The 18,908-nt window shown below is 73.2% G+C and carries 19 protein-coding genes; 8 read left to right on the top strand and 11 right to left on the bottom strand.

What is annotated here, in order from left to right; genetic code table 11:
• Positions 1–40 precede the first annotated feature (40 nt).
• The gene (fxsA, locus tag ABZ464_RS35360; protein WP_359284098.1) at positions 41–571 is read left to right on the top strand and encodes an FxsA family membrane protein; all 531 of its coding nucleotides are present in this window, start codon (positions 41–43) and stop codon (positions 569–571) included.
• Between the two features lie 132 nt (positions 572–703).
• Here fxsA and ABZ464_RS35355 read toward each other — a convergent pair whose 3' ends face one another.
• The 4 genes from ABZ464_RS35355 to ABZ464_RS35340 all read right to left on the bottom strand — a co-directional run bounded on the left by ABZ464_RS35355 (position 704) and on the right by ABZ464_RS35340 (position 4,270).
• On the bottom strand, positions 704–1,078 hold the full coding sequence (locus ABZ464_RS35355) for an RNA polymerase-binding protein RbpA (RefSeq protein WP_055637205.1): 375 nt from the start codon (positions 1,076–1,078) through the stop codon (positions 704–706).
• Positions 1,079–1,356: 278 nt separating this feature from the next.
• Positions 1,357–2,715 (bottom strand): MFS transporter, encoded by a 1,359-nt coding sequence (locus ABZ464_RS35350; protein ID WP_359284097.1) that lies wholly within the window; start codon positions 2,713–2,715, stop codon positions 1,357–1,359.
• A 56-nt stretch (positions 2,716–2,771) separates the two neighbouring features.
• Positions 2,772–3,539 carry a glycerophosphodiester phosphodiesterase gene (locus ABZ464_RS35345; protein ID WP_359284094.1) on the bottom strand — a complete coding sequence of 256 codons (768 nt, stop codon included), beginning with the start codon at positions 3,537–3,539 and terminating at the stop codon, positions 2,772–2,774.
• Positions 3,536–4,270, bottom strand: coding sequence for a hypothetical protein (locus ABZ464_RS35340; RefSeq protein WP_359284092.1), 735 nt, complete (start codon positions 4,268–4,270; stop codon positions 3,536–3,538). Before ABZ464_RS35340 ends, ABZ464_RS35345 begins: the two co-directional genes overlap by 4 nt.
• Before the next feature lie 34 nt (positions 4,271–4,304).
• On the opposite strand from ABZ464_RS35340, the gene ABZ464_RS35335 reads away from it, so the two are divergent.
• Entirely contained in the window at positions 4,305–5,804 is a 1,500-nt protein-coding gene (locus ABZ464_RS35335) for a PLP-dependent aminotransferase family protein (RefSeq protein ID WP_359284089.1), read from the top strand.
• Between the two features lie 64 nt (positions 5,805–5,868).
• Here ABZ464_RS35335 and ABZ464_RS35330 read toward each other — a convergent pair whose 3' ends face one another.
• On the bottom strand, positions 5,869–7,431 hold the full coding sequence (locus ABZ464_RS35330; RefSeq protein WP_359284087.1) for a hypothetical protein: 1,563 nt from the start codon (positions 7,429–7,431) through the stop codon (positions 5,869–5,871).
• Positions 7,432–7,483: 52 nt separating this feature from the next.
• On the bottom strand, positions 7,484–7,678 hold the full coding sequence (locus ABZ464_RS35325) for a hypothetical protein (protein ID WP_055638461.1): 195 nt from the start codon (positions 7,676–7,678) through the stop codon (positions 7,484–7,486).
• A gap of 274 nt (positions 7,679–7,952) precedes the next feature.
• Here ABZ464_RS35325 and ABZ464_RS35320 point away from each other — a divergent pair, with 274 nt between their 5' ends.
• The 5 genes from ABZ464_RS35320 to ABZ464_RS35300 all read left to right on the top strand — a co-directional run bounded on the left by ABZ464_RS35320 (position 7,953) and on the right by ABZ464_RS35300 (position 13,506).
• Complete coding sequence (locus tag ABZ464_RS35320; protein WP_359284085.1) at positions 7,953–8,345, top strand: ankyrin repeat domain-containing protein; 393 nt, start codon at positions 7,953–7,955, stop codon at positions 8,343–8,345.
• 325 nt (positions 8,346–8,670) lie between these two features.
• A complete protein-coding gene (locus ABZ464_RS35315; protein ID WP_359284083.1) occupies positions 8,671–10,092 on the top strand; it encodes a HEAT repeat domain-containing protein in 1,422 nt (473 codons plus the stop codon).
• 227 nt (positions 10,093–10,319) lie between these two features.
• The gene (locus tag ABZ464_RS35310) at positions 10,320–11,447 is read left to right on the top strand and encodes a glycosyltransferase family 1 protein (protein ID WP_359284081.1); all 1,128 of its coding nucleotides are present in this window, start codon (positions 10,320–10,322) and stop codon (positions 11,445–11,447) included.
• 20 nt (positions 11,448–11,467) lie between these two features.
• Positions 11,468–12,655, top strand: a complete 1,188-nt coding sequence (locus tag ABZ464_RS35305) for a glycosyltransferase (protein WP_359284265.1) — start codon at positions 11,468–11,470, stop codon at positions 12,653–12,655.
• The gene (locus ABZ464_RS35300) at positions 12,652–13,506 is read left to right on the top strand and encodes an SGNH/GDSL hydrolase family protein (RefSeq protein WP_359284078.1); all 855 of its coding nucleotides are present in this window, start codon (positions 12,652–12,654) and stop codon (positions 13,504–13,506) included. Before ABZ464_RS35305 ends, ABZ464_RS35300 begins: the two co-directional genes overlap by 4 nt.
• A gap of 26 nt (positions 13,507–13,532) precedes the next feature.
• Here ABZ464_RS35300 and ABZ464_RS35295 read toward each other — a convergent pair whose 3' ends face one another.
• From ABZ464_RS35295 to ABZ464_RS35275, 5 genes are read right to left on the bottom strand one after another with little or no spacing between them, the layout of a single operon-like run.
• Complete coding sequence (locus tag ABZ464_RS35295; RefSeq protein ID WP_359284076.1) at positions 13,533–14,402, bottom strand: biotin-dependent carboxyltransferase family protein; 870 nt, start codon at positions 14,400–14,402, stop codon at positions 13,533–13,535.
• Positions 14,399–15,025 carry a 5-oxoprolinase subunit PxpB gene (gene pxpB / locus ABZ464_RS35290; protein WP_359284263.1) on the bottom strand — a complete coding sequence of 209 codons (627 nt, stop codon included), beginning with the start codon at positions 15,023–15,025 and terminating at the stop codon, positions 14,399–14,401. The genes ABZ464_RS35295 and pxpB overlap by 4 nt, the downstream gene beginning before the upstream one ends.
• 2 nt (positions 15,026–15,027) lie before the next feature.
• Positions 15,028–15,786, bottom strand: coding sequence for a 5-oxoprolinase subunit PxpA (locus tag ABZ464_RS35285; RefSeq protein ID WP_359284074.1), 759 nt, complete (start codon positions 15,784–15,786; stop codon positions 15,028–15,030).
• Positions 15,787–15,818: 32 nt separating this feature from the next.
• Positions 15,819–16,661 carry a putative hydro-lyase gene (locus ABZ464_RS35280; RefSeq protein ID WP_359284261.1) on the bottom strand — a complete coding sequence of 281 codons (843 nt, stop codon included), beginning with the start codon at positions 16,659–16,661 and terminating at the stop codon, positions 15,819–15,821.
• A 38-nt stretch (positions 16,662–16,699) separates the two neighbouring features.
• The gene (locus tag ABZ464_RS35275) at positions 16,700–18,001 is read right to left on the bottom strand and encodes an MFS transporter (RefSeq protein ID WP_359284071.1); all 1,302 of its coding nucleotides are present in this window, start codon (positions 17,999–18,001) and stop codon (positions 16,700–16,702) included.
• Positions 18,002–18,169: 168 nt separating this feature from the next.
• On the opposite strand from ABZ464_RS35275, the gene ABZ464_RS35270 reads away from it, so the two are divergent.
• Positions 18,170–18,904, top strand: a complete 735-nt coding sequence (locus ABZ464_RS35270; RefSeq protein ID WP_359284069.1) for a GntR family transcriptional regulator — start codon at positions 18,170–18,172, stop codon at positions 18,902–18,904.
• Positions 18,905–18,908 lie beyond the last annotated feature (4 nt).

Raw genomic sequence — 18,908 nt, 5'->3', positions numbered from 1 at the left:
TTTTATGCCGCTCTGAGCCGGGTCCGGGCACACTGGGAGCATGACGACTGGCGCTCCGATCCCGACCTACCCCGTTTCCGGCTCCGACTCCGCTCCCACCCGCCCCCGGCGCTCCCGCCTGCGGACGTTCCTGCCGCTCGGGCTCGCCGCCTGGCTGGTGCTGGAGATCTGGCTGCTGTCCACGGTCGCTGCCGCGACGAACGGCTTCGTGGTCTTCCTGCTCCTCGTCGCCGGTTTCGTCCTCGGTTCCGTGGTCATCAAGCGCGCCGGCCGCCGTGCCTTCCGGAACCTCAACGAGGCCCTCCAGCGCGGCGGCTCCCCGTCGAAGGGCTCCGGCAACGGTCTGATGATGCTCGGCGGCCTGCTCCTGATGATCCCGGGCCTGGTCTCCGACGCCGTCGGCCTGCTCCTGCTGCTTCCGCCGGTCCAGAAGGCGGTCGGCTCCTACGCCGAGCGCAAGCTGCTCGCCACCGCCGCCCCCGGCTCCCTCGGCGACGCCTTCCAGCAGGCCCGCATCCACCGCCCGGACGGCAAGGTGGTGCAGGGCGAGGTCATCAAGGAAGGCGACTGAGCCGGGGGTGAATCGGGGGGTGGGGGGGTGGTTCGGGGGTACGCCAAAGACCGCGGGCGCCGTACGTATGTCTCACGTACGGCGCCCGCGGTCATCAACGTGGGCCGATGGGCCGGTCCCAGCCCCGCAGGGCTACGCCGACTTGCGGCTGTCCCGGGGATGCACCGCAAGGTTCATCGCCCCGGACCGCAGAACGGCCAGCCGCTCCTCGAGGACCTCTTCGAGTTCCTCGCGGGTCCGCCGCTCCATCAGCATGTCCCAATGCGTACGCGCGGGCTTGGCCTTCTTCTCCTCAGGGCCGTCGCCGTCCACGAGGAGTGCAGTGGCACCACAGACCTTGCACTCCCACTCCGGCGGGATCTCCGCCTCGACCGAGAAGGGCATCTCGAACCGGTGCCCCTTCTCGCATGCGTACTCCACGGCCTGGCGCGGGGCCAGGTCGATGCCGCGGTCCGTCTCGTAGCTGGTCACCACGAGGCGCGTGCCGCGAAGAGCTCGCTCACTCATGAATCGTGCCTCCCGGGCTTGTCGCCCACAGGACAGGTGTCGCTGTCGTCGTCATCCGGTCAACGTCCGGTCGGCGGTAAAGATTCCCGTTCCGAGTCCCGTTCCGGGTCATGCGTCGCCGTCGTAGCCGCAGCCTTGTCAACCAGTGCAGTACCCACCGGCGCCCGGTTTGTCACATCTGCAAGGAGATGTCACCCAGCGTTTCGGCATCTTTGACGCGCAGTAACGGTACGCCTGGCAGGCCAAACGCGTACACTACCGCCCTTTCGCCTTGAGCGCTAAATCTTCTCGGGCACCGGATTTCCGGCGGCCCCGATCGCCCGCCGCACCGGAACCCGCGCGAGCAGCACGAACCCTATGACGAAGAAGGCCACCAGGGAGATGATCGCGTCCCGATAACTTCCGGTGAACTGGTAGGTGATCCCGAACAGCAGCGGCCCGAGCCAGCTCATCCCGCGGTCGCTCATCTCGTACGCGGAGAAGTACTCGGCCTCCTTGCCCGGCGGCACGAGATGGGAGAACAGGGACCGGGACAGCGCCTGACTGCCGCCGAGGACCAGGCCGATCGCGGAGGCCAGCAGGAAGAAGCCCACCGGCGCCCCGGCCGGCAGGAAGTACCCGGCCCCCAGCGTGAGCGTCCACGCCACCAGCGAGCCGAGGATCGTCCGCTTTGCGCCGTACGTCCGGGCCAGCCGCCCCATGGCGAGGGCGCCCGCGACGGCCAGCACCTGGACCAGCAGGACGGCGCCGATGAGGGTGGACTGGCCGAGGCCGAGTTCCTCGGAGCCGTAGACCGACGCCTGGGAGATCACGGTCTGGATGCCGTCGTTGTAGATGAGGTACGCGAGGAGGAAGGAGAGGGTGAGGGGGTGCCGGCGCATGTCGCGGATCGTCGCCGCGAGCTGGCGCAGCCCCGGAGCCGTCGCCTCCCGTTCCGCGGCCGGCTCGGCACGGCCCCGGTCGCGCAGCCGCCGCAGCGGGATGATCGCGAACCCGCCCCACCACACACCCGCCGAGGCCAGACAGATGCGCACGGCCGTCGACTCCGAGACGCCGAAGGCGTCGTGGGCGAGATAGAGGACCAGGTTCACGATCAGCATCAGCGAACCGGCCGCGTAGCCGAAGGCCCAGCCGCGCGAGGAGACCGCGTCGCGTTCCTCGGGCGGGGCGATCTGCGGGAGATAGGAGTTGTAGAGCATGGTGCCGACCGCCATGGACGCGTTCGCCACGACCAGCAGTACCCCGCCGAGCAGATAGCGGTCGCCGTCGAGGAAGAACATCCCGGTGGTGGCCGCGGCGCCCACGTAGGCGGTGACGCCCAGCAGCGGCTTCTTGCGCCCCGTGCGGTCGGCGGCGGCGCCCACCAGGGGCATCACCACCACCGCGAGGATCACCGACAGGGACACGGAGTACGCGAAGAACGATCCCGCGCGCACCGGTATGCCGAGCGGATGCACATATCCGTCGGCGTCCGCCGCGTCCTTGGCGACGGACGTCAGATACGGCCCCAGGAACACGGTGAGCACGCTCGCCGAGTAGACGGAGCACGCCCAGTCGTAGAAGTACCAGCCGCGCTGCTCGCGCCGCCGCCCGGCGGCCTCGTCGGACGCCGCCGTCCGCACGGTGTCGGTGCCCACCCGTGCCCTCGCTTCCCACTGGTGCGAAGGTGTGTGCGATGACGGTGTGCGGCGGGTCAGACCCAGACGCCCCGGTCCTCCATGACCTTGCGCAACGTGTCGATGTGATCGGTCATGATGCCATCGACCCCCAGGTCCAGGAGCCGGTGCATGGCATCGGGATCATTGATGGTCCACACGTGCACCTGCAACCCGCGCGCGTGGGCGACCCGGACGAAACGCCGGTCCACGACCTGGATGCCCGACTGGGCCTCGGGTACCTGCGCGGCCACCGCCGAGGGGCGCAGCGCCGCGGGCACTCCCCAGGACCGCAGCCGCAGATTGAGCACACCCCGGGTGCCGTACGACGTCGCCAGGCGCGGTCCGGCCAGCCGCTGGGCGCGCACGACCCGCGCCTCGGAGAACGAGCCCACGCAGATCCGGTCCCAGGCACCGGTGCGCGCGATGAGGTTGAGCAGGGGATGCAGCGCCGGTTCCGCCTTGATGTCCACGTTCCAGCGCACATCGGGGAAGGTCTCCAGCAGCTCCTCGAAGAGCGGCACCGGCTCCTTGCCCGCCACGCGCGCGTGCCGTACGTCCGCCCACGGCAGGTCGGCGATCCGGCCGGCGCCGTCGGTGACCCGGTCCAGCGTCCCGTCGTGGAAGGCGACGAGCTTGCCGTCCCGGGTGGCGTGCACATCGGTCTCGATGTAGCGGTAACCCGTCTCCACCGCGCGCCGGAACTGCGCCACGGTGTTCTCCAGACCGTCCGCGGCCCCGCCGCGGTGTGCGAACGGGATGGGCCCCGGATGGTCGAGGTAGGGGTGGCGTATGAGGGTGGTCACCTGCGCAGTATCGCCCCATGGGGTGTCCCCGTGGCAACGACCGTGCTGCCGTCGGATGCCGCCGCAACGGCGAACGCCCGCAGGAAGAACTGGGCGAGGGGGCCGATGGACAGGGCGTAGAGCAGGGTGCCGACGCCGATGGTGCCGCCGAGCGTGAATCCGGTCACGACGACGGCCAGCTCGATCGCCGTCCGCATCAGCCGGATCGAGCGGCCGGTGCGCCGGTGCAGACCGGTCATCAGCCCGTCGCGCGGACCCGGCCCGAAGCGGGCGGCGATGTACAGACCGGTGGCCACCCCGTTCAGCAGGACACCGGCCAGCAGGAGCGGAACGCGGACACCCAGGGCGTGCACCTCCGGGACCAGGGCCAGGGTGCCGTCCATCGCGAGGCCGACCACGAAGACATTGGAGACGGTGCCGAGGCCGGGGCGCTGGCGCAGCGGTATCCACAGCAGCAGCACCACCGCGCCGACGGCGATCGACACGACACCGATCGTCAGACCGGTGAGCTCGGCCAGGCCCTGGTGCAGGACACCCCACGGCTCCAGGCCGAGGCCCGCCTCGACGAGCAGCGCGGCGCTGGCACCGTACAGGGCGAGCCCGGCGTACAGCTGGAGCAGTCGGCGGACGAGAGGTCCCCTGGTGGACCGGGCCGGCGTGGACAAGGGAAGCCCCCTGGTGGTGGTAGTGGCCTGACCCGTGACACTCTGTGGCTTGGAAGGAATCGTCATCCATGGCCAATTCGGGGAAGGTGGACTGGTAACCATGGCGCAGTGGACCTCCGCGGTGGGGGCCGCCCAGCTCGCTCGGCTGCTCAAGTCCCAGCAGGACCGCCCGGCGGGCCCGGGCACCCGTCGCCCGCCCGCCTACCGGGCGCTCGCCGACGGCATCCGGCTGCTGGTCCTGGAGGGCAGGGTCCCGGTCGCCGCGCGGCTGCCCGCCGAACGCGAACTGGCCCTGTCGTTCTCGGTGAGCCGTACGACGGTCGCCGCCGCCTACGAGGCGCTGCGCGCGGAGGGCTTCCTGGAGTCCCGGCGCGGGGCCGGCAGCTGGACGGCCGTCCCGGCCGGCAACCCGCTGCCCGCGCGCGGCCTGGAACCCCTGCCGCCGGAGGCCCTCGGCTCGATGATCGACCTGGGCTGCGCGGCCCTCCCGGCACCCGAGCCCTGGCTCACCCGCGCCGTGCAGGGCGCCCTCGAGGAACTGCCCCCGTACGCCCACACCCACGGCGACTATCCGGCGGGCCTGCCCGCGCTGCGCTCGATGATCGCCGACCGCTACACCGCGCGCGGGATCCCGACGATGCCCGAGCAGATCATGGTGACGACCGGTGCCATGGGCGCCATCGACGCGATCTGTCATCTCTTCGGCGGGCGCGGCGAACGCATCGCCGTCGAGTCGCCCTCCTACGCCAACATCCTCCAGCTCATGCGCGAGGCGGGGGCCCGGCTGGTGCCCGTGGCCATGGCCGAGGGGCTCGCCGGCTGGGACATGGACCGCTGGCGCCAGGTGCTGCGCGAGGCCGCGCCGCGGATCGCGTACGTCGTCGCCGACTTCCACAACCCGACCGGCGCCCTGGCCGACGAGGACCAGCGGCGACGGCTGGTGGAGGCCGCCCGGTCCGCCGGGACCGTGCTGGTCGCCGACGAGACGATGACCGAGCTGCGGCTGGACGACGACGTCGAGATGCCCCGGCCCGTGTGCGGGTTCGACCCGGCCGGGTCGACGGTGATCACGGTCGGTTCGGCGAGCAAGGCCTTCTGGGCGGGGATGCGCATCGGCTGGGTGCGGGCCGCTCCGGACGTGATCCGCAGCCTGGTCGCGGCCCGCGCCTACGCCGACCTGGGCACCCCCGTGCTGGAGCAGCTCGCGGTGAACTGGCTGTTCAGCACCGGTGGCTGGGAGCAGGCCGTCGACCTGCGGCGCGACCAGGCCCGGGAGAACCGTGAGGCGCTGGTCGCGGCGCTCCGGCGGGAGCTGCCCGACTGGGAGTTCGCCGTACCGCAGGGCGGGCTGACGCTCTGGGTCCGGGCCGGCGGCCTGTCCGGCTCGCGCATCGCGGAGGCGGGCGAGCGCGTCGGCGTCCGCGTCCCCTCGGGCCCGCGCTTCGGGGTCGACGGCGCTTTCGAGGGATACGTACGCCTGCCGTTCACGGTGGGCGGCGCGGTGGCGGACGAGGCGGCTTCACGGTTGGCGGCGGCGGCGAAGATCGTGCGGAGCGGGGGCACAGCGGGCGGCGAGGCCCCGCGCACGTTCGTCGCCTAGCAGGGCCGCCCCCGTGGCTGCCGCAGTCACGGGGGCGAGCGAACCCACCCGCGCCGGCGACCGCTCACGCTTCGGCCACGACAGCCGCCTCCACCGGCACCGCCCCCTCGTCCGCCGGTGTACTCCGAGGCGGCAACAGCTCCAGCACCGCCTGCCGCTGCGCCTCGCTCGTCGCGTCGTCGTACGGATCCGGAGTCGCCGGCACCTGAAGCCGATGCACCGGCCCCGCCCCCAGCCGCGCATACCCGCGCCCGGGCGGAACCTGCTCGACGGGAGTGGTGTGCGGAGGCGCCCCGAGGACCGCGGCCAGCCGCCCGGCCGAGGCGGGCCCGAGCACGACACGCGCGCGTGTGTGCTGCCGTACGGCGTCGTCCAGCAGGTCCAGGCTGTCGAACTGTTCGGCCACGACCACGGTCACCGAGGCCGCGCGGCCGTGCCGCAGGGGCGCCTGGAGCAGCGACTGCGGGTCCGTGCGGCCGTCCGCCTCGGCGAGCGGGGTGAAGGCGGTGGGCCGGTCGAGGAGGATCCACAGTGGGCGGCGGGTGTCGTCGGGCGGTGTGTGCCCCGCCTGACGGGCGTGGTTGGCCGCGATCAGCCGGCGTTCGGTCTCCTGGGCCGCCCATTCCAGTCCGGTCAGCGCCCCGGCGAGCCCGACCTCGACGCCGAGGACGCCGTCCCGGCCGGTGAGGCAGGCGTACTCGCCGGTACCGCCGCCCTCGACGATCAGGACGTCGCCGTACCGGAGGGCCTGGAGGGCGATGGAGCGCAGCAGGGTGGAGGTGCCGCTGCCGGGCTGGCCGACGACCAGCAGATGCGGCTCGGTGGAGCGGACGCCGGTGCGCCAGACGACCGGCGGGACGTCGCGCTGTTCCTCGCCGTGGGTGAGGGGGAGCGTGCGCTGGACGCGGATGGGGTCGGTGAAGCCGAGGACGGTCTCGCCGGGCGCGGTGACGAACCGCTGGGCGGCGATGTCGGTGGGGAGCGGGGCGAGGACGCCGACCGTGAGTTCGTTGCCCTCCTCGTCCCAGGTGAAGAGGTACTCGCGGCCACGGCCCGACTTCGCGGTGAGCAGCAGCTCGATCCGCGCGCGGGGCTCCCGCTCGCCGTCCGGGAAGTAGGCCGGGTAGCGGATCACGAGATGGGTGATGCGCCCGGAGGCGTCGAACTCGAACGCCGGGAAGGCCTTCTCCCACTCGCCGCCGTGGGCGTAGAGGGGAGAAGGGTCGTCGGCCGTCGAGAAGTACGGGACCAGGGCCTCGTACAGGGACTGGAGCCGCTGGGTCTGCGACTCGTCGGGGCCGTCGGGATCCGGTGGGGTGCGGTCCCGGCCCTGCCAGGCCGCCGCCGCCATCAGGGTGATGACGGCGAGCAGCGGGCCGTACGGCACGAGCACCACGACCAGGATCACCGAGGCCGCCAGGAACAGCAGCGGGCCCCGCTTGTCCTTCGGGGTCTCGGCCCATCTGCGCCGTCCGGCCGAGGCCAGCCGGCGCAGACCGCGCGTGATCGTGATCAGTGGATGGAGGACGTCGGTGGCGCTGTCGGCCGCCGTCCGGGCCAGCTCCCGGCTCCGGGCGATCTGCGCGCTGCCTGTGCTCAGGATGCGGGGGAGGGGGCGCCGGGCCACTGCTGTCTCCTGATCGTGCGTACGGAAGGGACGGTCGGCGGGTGGGGCGGCGTCAGAACTTGATGCCGCCCAGCAGGCCGGCCAGGCTCTCGCCGCCGGCCTTGATGCTCGGGGCGATGGCCGTGCTCGCCAGGTAGAAGCCGAACAGGGCCGAGACGCAGGCGTGCGACGCCTTCAGTCCGTCCTTCCGGAAGAACAGGAAGACGATGATGCCGAGAAGGACGACGCCTGACATGGACAGGATCATTTGGTTCTCCTGGTTCGGTGGGGACAGTCACCATGAGTACTTCCAGGATCACAGGATGTATCCATACGATAAAAGGTGCAACTGAGTGATTTTCCGTAAATTTCCCTCAAGTGGCGGAACATCCGTAGGGTCGCCCGAGTAGGAGAATTGCGGCGAACGGGTCGCTCCGTGATCTTTGCCTCGGACGGGACCACCCATGTGCCCGACGAGCCAGTACGCTGGCGATTCACCTGAACGGTTGAGTGGAGCTGTGAGCGAGAGGCGGTCCAGGCCGATGACTGAAGCCCCCGACCCCGAGGTCGTGGAGCTGGCGACCAAGATCTTCGATCTGGCCCGTCAGGGGCGGACCGAGGAGCTGGTGGCGTACGTGGACGCGGGCGTTCCGGCCGACCTCACCAACGACCGCGGTGACGGTCTGGTGATGCTCGCCGCCTATCACGGCCACGCCGACGCGGTACGGGCCCTGCTGGCCCGCGGCGCCGAGGCCGACCGGATCAACGACAGGGGGCAGACCCCGCTCGCCGGGGCCGCCTTCAAGGGGGAGACGGATGTGATCAAGGTCCTTCTGGAGGCGGGCGCCGACCCGTCCGCGGGCACCCCCTCGGCCGCCGACACGGCCCGGATGTTCGCCAGGACCGAGCTGCTGGAACTGTTCGGCGCCCGGTGAGCCACACCGACTCCGATCAGGTAATGAGAAGTTCCTGAACAGGTAAATCGACGACCACGGGGGAGGCGGTACAAGGCCGCCGGAAATATCGGTCGCGGCAGGCAGAAGCGCCGGGTCATCATGACGACGTGATTCACGGACGCGATGGCTGGGCAGGTGTTGCCGCACCGCGCGGGCCGTGATGCGGTCCGCATGGGCCACCGACGAGAGGCAGAGGAAGATGGTCTACAGCAAGCAGGAAACGGCGGGCGCCCCGACGTGTTGTCACGCGGCCAGGTAGTGCACGTCCCCGGTTGCGTCGACGCTTGATGTGAGGCTGTTTCCCATGTTCGATCCGGTCATAGCGCCCAGCGGTACCCTGCTCGGCCTCCTCCAGAGGGGTCGAGGCGACGGTACGCTGCACGCGCTCACCGCCCCGCGCGCCGAAGCGCTCGCGGCACTGAACCACTGTGTGTTGCGCGATCCCCGCCACGACTGGCAGGTGGAGAACCGCTCCCTCTACTACGCCCGTCTCTACCTCGACCTCAGCGGCGAGCTGGACGAGATCGAGGCGCATCTCTTCGACGTCGAGGACGCCTTCGACACCGAGGAGTCACGCACGGGCCTCGCCCTGGCCGTCCTCGGCCACCTGGCCTCCTACGGCCGGCGGGACGCCCTCGACCTGCTGCGCAGGTACGCCGCCACGGGCGCCAACTGGGCCTGGGCCCTGGACGAGCTCGCCCTGCGCGACGACGACGCCGGGCTGCGCGCCCTCGCCACACCGGTGCTCGCGCGGTTCGCCACCGACGCCGAGGGCGAGGCCGAACTGGCCGCCGCCGTCCGGGACGCCTTCGAACCACGGCCCTGGCGCCTGTGGGCCGAGGATCCCCGCGAATACGTCGCCACACGCGTGCGTGCCGCCCACGAAGCCGGCTGTTTCGACCGCTGGCAACGCCAGATGAGTCCCGGCGGACCGCGCCCCGGCTGGAGCGTCCGGGCCGTGTTCGAATGGGCCCAGCAGGGTTTGGAACGCGGCGCGGCCCTCCATGTCCCCGCCGCCCGCTGCCTCACCGCCGTGGCCGGCCCCGAGGACCGCCCGGAGATCGTGCAGGCCGCCAAGGACGGCACCGACGGAGCCCGCTGCACCGCCCTGCGCTACCTCGCCGACTGCAACGACCCCGACGCCCTGACCCTGGTCGAACAGGCCGTGGCCACCGGATCCACCACCGTCGTGGACGCCGCCGTCGACGCCTTCGAACGCATGCGCAGCATCGCCGCCGTCGAACAGGCCCGCGGCTGGGCCCACCGGCCCGACGCCCTGGGCGCCGCCGCCGGACGCATGCTCGCCTGCCGCGGCGCCACCAAGGACAGCGACCTCGTCCTCGGCGCCCTGCGCGAGGCCGTACGCGGCGAAGGCTGCGACGCACCGACCCTGTGGACCCTCGTCGACGGCACCGGACGCCTCGGCATCGTCTGCGCGGCCCCCGTGCTGCGCCACATCTACCGCGAGACGGCCTCCTCCCACCTACGCGGGCGCTGCGCCCGCGCCCTCGCCGCCACCGACCCCTCCTTCGCCACCGGGTTCGCCGTCGAATGCCTGTGGGACTGCGAGGAGGCCACCCGCGAGATCGCCGCCCGGCACGCCGAGACCGGCGACGCCCGGGTCGTGGAACGCCTCCGGCGGCTCGCCGCCGACCCCGCCGAGGAGGCCGAGGTCCAGACGGCCGTACGCAGCCGCATCGGACCGGACCCGGCGTCCGCGATGTAGCCCCAGGACCGGCCCGGCGCCGCCGGGGCGGCCGACGTCCGCCCGCCCGGTGAACACCGGATGACCCACGGGTCAGGCGCGCATGGACACCGTCTGACCTGCTCGGGCACCGGCGGCGCGGGCCGTCCGGAGTGCGCCGGCGCACGCAGCGCAACGCTCATGGGACGTTTGTCGTCAGGAAAGATCCACGTTGACGCGGCCACGTCCAGGGCGGCGACAACACCGGTATGCGTGTCGTCATCGTGACCGAATCCTTTCCCCCCGACGTGAACGGCGTGGCCCACTGCGCGCTCCAGACCGCCCGGCACCTCGTAGATCGCGGTCACTCCCCGCTCGTCGTCGCACCGGCCACCGCGGCCGGTACCGGGCCCGACGCCTCCGCGCCGTGCCCCGTCGTCCGTGTCCCCTCCCTCCCGCTCCCGGGCTATCCCCAGGTCCGCGTCGCCCTCCCCAGCCGGCGTGTCGCCGCGGCCATGGCCGAGCACCGCGCCGACGTGGTCCACCTGGCCAGCCCCTTCGTCCTCGGCGTCCGCGGCATGGCGGCCGCCGCCAAGCTCGGCATCCCGGCTGTCGCCGTCTACCAGACCGACCTGGCCGGATACGCCCGCACGTACATGGGCGTCGGCGAGGCCACCGCCTGGCGGCGCATCCGCTCCGTGCACGCCGCCGCCGACCTCACCCTCGCGCCCTCCAGCGCCGCCCTGCACGACCTGGAGACGCACGGCATACCCCGGGTCAAGCTCTGGCAGCGCGGTGTGGACACCGTCCGCTTCCGCCCCGAGCACCGCGACGAGACCCTGCGCCGCGAACTCGCCCCCAACGGCGAACTGATCGTCGGCTACGTCGGCCGCCTCGCCCCCGAGAAGCAGGTCGAACTGCTGTCCGGAGTGTGCGGACTCGAGGGCGTACGGGTCGTGGTCGTCGGCGACGGGCCCAGCCGCGCCCACCTCGACGAGGCCCTGCCCGGCGCCGTCTTCCTCGGCCGCCGCACCGGCGACGAGCTGGCCCGGATCTTCGCCTCGCTGGACGTCTTCGTCCACACGGGCCCCTTCGAGACGTTCTGCCAGACCGTGCAGGAGGCCATGTCCAGCGGCGTGCCGGTCGTCGCGCCCGCCGCCGGCGGCCCGCTGGACCTGGTCGCCCACGGCCGCACCGGCCTGCTCTTCCCGCCGCGCCACACGGCCGCCGTACGGGACGCGGTGGCGACCCTCGCCGCCGACCCCGCCCTGCGCAGGGCGTACGGCGACGCCGGGCGCGCCACGGTCGAGGGGCGCACCTGGGCCGCCGTCGGCGACCAGCTCATCGGCCACTACGGGGACGTGCTGGCCGCGCGCCGACTGGCGGTGGCGGCGTGAGCGGCGGGCCGACCGGCGGCGTGACCGGCGGGCCGACCGGCGGCGCGTGCGGCGGGCCGCTGCGGATCGTCCGCCTGGCCAACTTCGTGGCCCCCGCCTCGGGCGGACTGCGCACCGCGCTGCGCGAACTCGGCAAGGGCTACCGCGCGGCGGGCCACGAACCCGTCCTGATCGTGCCGGGCGAGCGGGCGAGCGACCGCGACACCGAGCAGGGCCGGGTGATCACCCTGCCCGGACCGCTGCTGCCCGGCACCGGCGGCTACCGCGTCCTCACCGACAAGCGCCGGCTCGCCCGCCTCCTGGAGGACCTCGCCCCGGACCGCCTGGAGGTCTCCGACCGTACGACGCTGCGCTGGACCGGCAAGTGGGCACGGCGCGCCCGGGTCCCCGCCGTGATGGTCTCCCACGAGACCGCCGACGGGGTGCTGCGCACCTGGGGCCTGTCCGAGGCCACCGCCCGGCGCACCGCCGACGCGCTCAACATCCGTACGGCGCACACGTACGCGCGCGTGGTGTGCACCACCGAGTTCGCCGAACGGGAGTTCGTACGGATCGGGGCGCGCAACGTGGTGCGCGCCCCGCTCGGCGTCGACCTCGTCGCGCGGCATCCCTCGCTGTACGACGCGGGCGTACGGGCCCAGCACGCGCGCGAGGACGAGATCCTGCTGGTCACCTGCACCCGGCTGTCCGTGGAGAAGCGGCCCGGTACCGCGCTGGACGCCCTGGAGGCGCTGGTGCGGCGGGGCACGCGGGCGGTGCTGGTGATCGCCGGGGACGGGCCGCTGCGCCCGCGCCTGGAACAGCGGGCCCGGGAGCGCGGGCTGCCGGTGACCTTCCTCGGGCATGTCGCCGACCGGGACGCCCTGGGCGCGCTCCAGGCCTCCGCCGACGTGTGCCTGGCGCCGGGGCCCGCGGAGACGTTCGGGCTGGCCGCCCTGGAGGCGATGGCCTGCGGGACGCCGGTCGTCGTCAGCGCGTCCTCGGCGCTGCCCGAGGTGATCGGCGAGGCGGGCGCGGTCGCGGCCGACCGGGGCGCCGCGTTCGCGGACGCGGTGGAGAGCCTCCTGGAGCGCTCCGTGCCGGAGCGCCGGGAGGCGGCACGCGCGCGTGCGGAGTGCTTCGGGTGGGCGACGTCGGTGGAGGCGTTTCTCGCCGCGCACGACGCGACGGTACGGGTGCGTTCCGTCGTGACCGGAGGGGCTCGATGAGACGCACCCGTTTCGTCGCCCTCGGTGACTCCCTCACCGAGGGGGTGGGCGATCCGGCCGGCGACGGGTGGCGCGGCTGGGCCGCGCTGCTCGCCGGGGGGCTCGGCGAGGCCTCGTCCCTGGACTTCACCAACCTCGCGGTGAGCGGGGCGCAGACGCGGGACGTGCTGGAGCGGCAGCTTCCGGCGGCGCTGGCGCTGCGGCCCGACGTGGTGTCCGTCGTCGTCGGCGTCAACGACACGCTGCGCTGCACCTTCGACATCCACACCGTCGCCGCCCGGCTCGACACGGTGTACGCGGCCTTCGCCGAGCAGGGCGCGGTACTGCTCACCGCGTGTCTGCCCGACCCTGGGGCCATGCTCGGCCTGCCCGGGGCCCTCGCCCGTCCGCTGGCCCGGCGGCAGCGCGCGGTCAACACCGTCGTCCACGCGCTGTCCGAACGGTACGGGGCCGTCCATCTGCACGCGGCGGAGGGTGCCTGGCTGACCGACCGCGCGATGTGGAGCGCGGACCGGCTGCACCCGGGTGAGCGGGGACACCGGCAGCTGGCCGTGCGCTTCCACGCGCTGCTGGCCGAGGCGGGCCTCGCCACCGGCCCCGCGCCTTCGCCCGAGCCGGAGCATCCGGCGCCGACGACCTCCGCGAGCCTGTGGTGGCTGGCGACGGCGGGCACCGGCTGGGTGGCCCGGCGCTGCACCGACCTGCTGCCGCAGTTGCTCACGCTGGCCGCCGACGAGCTGCGCCACCGCGCGCGGGGGACGAGCGCCCGGCTCGACCTGCGGGCGTCGGCGGCGGTCTCCGCGGCACTGGCCGCCCTGTCGGCGACGGAACCACAGCCGGACGCCGCCTGAGCGCGGGCGCCTGGCGAGCCCGGCCGTCAGTGCCGTCGTACCGCCACGAAACGGACCGGTGTGCCCGGTACCGCCTGGGCGGCGGCCGGGAGGTCGGTCGTACGGACGACTCCGACCACCGGGTAGCCCCCGGTGGTCGGATGGTCGGCGAGGAAGACCACCGGCCGGCCGTCGGGGGGCACCTGGACGGCGCCCAGCACCATGCCCTCGCTGGCCAGTTCGCCGGACCGGGCACGCTCCAGGACAGGCCCCTCGGTGCGCAGCCCGATGCGGTTGCTCGCCGGGGACACGCGGTACGCGCGCGTGGTGAAGACCCGGACCGCCTTCGGCGTGAACCAGTCGTCGCGCGGGCCGAGTGTGACGCGCAGGACGAGTTCCGCCGGGGGAGCGGCCTGCGGGGCGACGTCCACACGTACGTGCGCGGCGGGTTCGGGACCCAGGGGCAGGACCGTGCCGTCCGTGAGGGGGGCGGGACCGAGCCCCGAGAGCAGGTCCGTGGAGCGGCTGCCGAGGACCGGTTCGACGGTGACGCCGCCGGACATGCCCACATAACTGCGCAGCCCGGACACGGCGGACCCGATGTCGAGGACCGCCCCGGCGGGCACACGTACGGGCGCTCCCCAGGCGACCGGGCGTCCGTTCACCGTCACCGGGCAGGGCGCGCCCCCGACCGCGACGGTCACGGCGGACCGGGGCCGCAGGGCGCAGCCGTTGACGGTGGTCTCCAGGACCGCCGCCCCGGGCGCGTTGCCGACGAGCCGGTTGACGAGGGCCGCCGCGGGCGCGTCCAGCGCGCCGGAGCGGGGCACGCCGAGGTGGGCGTGCCCGGGCCGCCCCTGGTCCTGCACGGTGGTGAGGGCCCCCGCGCGGACGACGGAGAGAGCGCGGTCGGTCACCCGGCACCCACCGGCTCCGCCGCGACGAAACGCACACGCGTGCCCGGCGACAGCAGGGCGGCCGGCACGCGCGCGTGATCCCACAGCACCACGTCCGTGCTGCCGATCAGCTGCCAGCCGCCCGGCGACGAACGCGGGTACACGCCCGTGTACGGCCCCGCCAGCGCCACCGAGCCGGCCGGCACCGCCGTGCGCGGAGTGGCCCGGCGCGGGACGTCGTAGCGCGGGGGCAGCCCGGTCAGATAGCCGAATCCGGGCGCGAAGCCGCAGAACGCGACCCGGAACTCGGTGTCCGCGTGGATACGGGCCACCTCGCGCGCGGAGACGCCCCAGTGGGCGGCGACCTCCGCGAGGTCGGGGCCGTCGTAGCGCACCGGCAGCTCGATCACCTCGCGTGCCCGCGCCGGAGCGGCCGGGATGTGGGCGGCCGTCAGTTCGGAGGTCACACGGACCGGGTCCGGCACGCCGTCCAGGAGCACCGTCCGGGCCGCCGGGACGATCTCCCGGACCGCCAGCAGCCCGGCCGCGCGACGCCGTACCAGCTCCGCGTGCAGGGCCTCCGCCTCGGCGCCCGAGGCCACCTCGACGAGCAGGGCGTCGTCGCCGACCGGCAGGACACGCAGGCTCATGCGAAGGCCTCCACGCGCACCCCCGACGCCTCCAAGCGCCTCCGGACCCGGCGCGCCAGCTCCACCGCGCCGGGCGTGTCACCGTGCAGACACAGGGAACGCGCGCGTACCTCGATGACCGACCCCGCCGCGGAGGCGACCGTACCGGAACGGGCCAGGCTCACCGACCGCTCGACGACGGTCACCGGATCGGTGACCACGGCCCCGTCCACGCCGCGCGGCACGAGCGTGCCCTGCTCGGTGTACGCGCGGTCCGCGAACGCCTCCGTGACGGCCGGCAGACCGGCCTTCCGGGCCGCGTCCAGCAGCCGCGAGCCGGGCAGCCCGAGCACGGGCAGCGAGGCGTCGGCGAGGAGCACCCCGTCGACCACCGCGCCGGCCTGCTCCTCGTCGTGCACGACCCGGTTGTAGAGCGCGCCGTGCGGCTTGACGTACGCCACGCGCGCGCCCGCCGCCCGGGCGAAGACCTCCAGGGCGCCGATCTGGTACGCCACCTCGGCGGCCAGTTCGGCGGGCGGCACGTCCATGGCGCGCCGCCCGAACCCGGCCAGGTCCCGGTAGGACACCTGCGCACCGATCGTCACGCCCCGCTCGGCGGCCAGCTCGCACACCCGCCGCATGGTGGCCGCGTCCCCGGCGTGGAAGCCGCAGGCCACGTTGGCGCTCGTCACGACGGACATCAGCTGCTCGTCGTCGGTGAGCCGCCAGCGGCCGAAGCCCTCTCCGAGGTCGGCGTTCAGATCGATCGCGGTCATGGTTCCTTCCTGATTTCTGGGTGTGTCCTGTTTCAGGCCACGCGGTACTGCTCGTCGCGGGCGTCGGTCAGGAACATCTGGCCGGGGGCGTGAGTGAGGGCGAACGGCGGGCGCGAGGCCATCACGGCGGCCTGCGGGGTCACACCGCAGGCCCAGAACACCGGGATGTCGTCCGGTTCGGCGTCGACCGGATCGCCGAAGTCGGGCCGGCCGAGGTCGTCGATGCCCAGTCCCGAGGGATCGCCGCAGTGTACGGGGCTGCCGTGCACCGCCGGGAGCAGACTGCTCTCGCGGATGGCGGCCGCCAGGTGCCGCGGCGGCACCGGACGCATGGACACCACCATCGGGCCGTGCAGCCGGCCCGCCGGCCGGCACTGGCGGTTCGTCACGTACATCGGCACGTTGCGCCCCTGTTCGAGGTGGCGGATCGGGACGCCCGCCCCGGACAGCGCCCACTCGAAGGTGAAGCTGCAGCCGATCAGGAACGACACCAGGTCCTCGCGCCAGTACGCGCGCACGTCCGTCGGCTCGTCCACCAGCTCACCGTGCTCCCACACCCGGTAGCGCGGCAGATCGGTGCGCAGATCGGCGCCCTCGGCCAGGACGGTCGTCCACGCCCCGGCGTCCGTGACGTCGAGGACCGGACACGGCTTCGGATTGCGCTGGCAGAACAGGAGCATGTCGTACGCCCAGTCCGCGGGCACCGAGATCAGGTTGACCTGGGTGTGGCCCGCCGCGACCCCGGCCGTGGGGCCCGCGAGGCCCTCCCGGAAGCGGGTCCGGGCGGTTTCGGGGCTCCACGCGTGCGCGTGCTCGTCGATGAGGGTCAGGGGAACGTCCTGGGGGACGCCCGACGGTCTGCGGGGCGACGGCAGATGGGCCGAGAGGCGGTCCTCGGTGAGGATCGGACGGTTCACTCCAGTTCCTTCCCACGTGTCTCCGGCAGCCCGAGCAGCGCCAGGGCGGCGATCCCGTAACCGATCGCGCCGAAGACCAGCGCCCCGCCCACCCCCCAGCTGTCGGCCAGGAAGCCGACCGTGGTGGGGAAGACGGCGCCGACGGCGCGCCCGGTGTTGTACGTGAAGCCCTGCCCGGTGCCGCGCACGGCCGTCGGGTACAGCTCGCTCAGGAAGGACCCGAAGCCGCTGAAGATCGCCGACATGCAGAACCCGAGCGGGAACCCGAGGACCAGGAGCAGGGTGTTGGCGCCGTCGGGGATGTGGGCGTACGCCAGGACGCAGATCGCCGACAGCAGCGCGAACAGCCAGATGTTGCGGCGCCGGCCCAGCCGGTCGGTGAGAAGGCCGCCGGTCAGGTAGCCGAGGAAGGCGCCCGAGATCAGGAAGCTCAGATAGCCGCCCGTGCCGACCACCGACAGGCCCCGCTCCGACTTCAGATACGTCGGCACCCAGGTCGCCAGGGTGTAGTAGCCGCCCTGGACGCCGGTGGACAGCAGCCCGGCGAAGAGCGTGGTGCGCAGCAGAGGGCCCCGGAAGATGGCCGGGAACGATCCCTTCACCGCGCTCTGCCGGCGGGCGGCGGCCGCCTCCGGCGCGTCCTCGACCCGGCGCCGCATCCACACCACGAGCAGCGCGGGCAGCGCGCCCGTCCAGAACATCACGCGCCAGGCCACGTCGTCGCCGAAGAACGAGAAGACCAGCGTGTACACGATCGCTGCGAGGCCCCAGCCGACGGCCCAGGAGCTCTGGACCGCGCCGAGGGTACGGCCCCGGTGCCGGGCGCTCGCGTACTCGGCGACCAGGATCGCTCCGACCGCCCACTCGCCGCCGAAGCCGAGGCCCTGCAGCGCGCGGAAGACCAGCAGCGTCTCGTAGTTCGGCGCGAAGCCGCAGGCGACGGTGAACACGGCGTAGGTGATCACCGTGAACATCAGGGCCCTGACCCGGCCGATCCGGTCGGCCACCACGCCCGCGACGGCGCCGCCGACCGCGGACACGACCAGGGTGACGGTGGTGAACAACCCGGTCTGGCCGTTGTCCAGGCCGAAGTACGCCGTGAGGGCGACCATGCTCAGCGGCAGCGTGAAGTAGTCGTAGGAGTCGAGGGCGTAGCCGCCGAACGCGCCGGCGAAGGCGCGGCGGCCACGCGGCCCGAGGGCCCGCAGCCAGGCGAACGCCCCGTCATCGGGGGCGTGGGCGGCGGTGGCGGGGCGCTTGTCGTGGCTCGGGGCCTGCGGTGGAGGGGTCGTGCTCATGGGGCACCTCGCAGAGGGATGACGAAGGGTGCGGGAGTGAGCGTGCCGTGCTTGCCGTGCGTGCCGGTGCTTGCCGTGCTTACCGTGGACAGGAAGGTAGAGGATCGTTGAACGATCCTTCAATACCCGTGTTGTTTCGTTCTCGTGTTCTGCGGTTGAATTCCGGGCATGGCAGAGCAGCTGGTGGGACTGGCCGACGACCGCGCCCTCCTGGGGCGCACCAGCACGGCCGAACGGGTTTCGGACATCCTCAGGAGCCGTATCGCCGAAGGCTTCTTCCCTCCCGGGACACGCCTGTCGGAGGACAGCATCGGCGGCGCGCTCGGGGTCTCTCGCAACACCCTCCGCGAGGCGTTCCGGCTGCTCACGCACGAGCGGCTGCTCGTCCACGAGCTCAACCGGGGCGTGTTCGTCCGGGTCCTGACCGTGGAGGACGTCGAGGACATCTACCGCACGCGCGCGCTCGTCGAGTGCGCCGTCGTACGGGCCCTGGGCGAGCCGCCGTACGCCTTGGACGGACTGCGCGCGGCCGTCACCGAGGGCCAGGTGGCCTCCGTCGAGAATGACTGGAAAGTGGTGGGTACCGCCAACATCCACTTCCACCGCGAACTGGTCGCCCTGGCCGGCAGCGCCCGCACCGACGAGCTGATGCGCAGCGTCTTCGCCGAGCTGCGCCTCGCCTTCCACATGGTCGACGACCCGCGCCGGCTGCACGAGCCGTACCTCATGCGCAACCGCCAGATCCTCCAGGCCCTGGAGGCCGGCGACCGGGTCGGGGCGGAGCGGCTGCTGGAGGTGTACCTGCAGGACTCCCTGTCCCGGGTCGTCGAGGTGTACAGGCGCCGGGTGGGCGAGGGCGCCGCGGGCGAGGACGGCGCCCGAGGCCGTCCCGCGGCCCCGTGACGGC

The sequence above is a fragment of the Streptomyces sp. NPDC005820 genome (genome assembly GCF_040630255.1).
Classification (GTDB): Bacteria; Actinomycetota; Actinomycetes; order Streptomycetales; family Streptomycetaceae; genus Streptomyces.
Note: the sequence above shows the minus strand (reverse complement) of the source record. Positions and strands in the feature narration are given on the sequence as shown.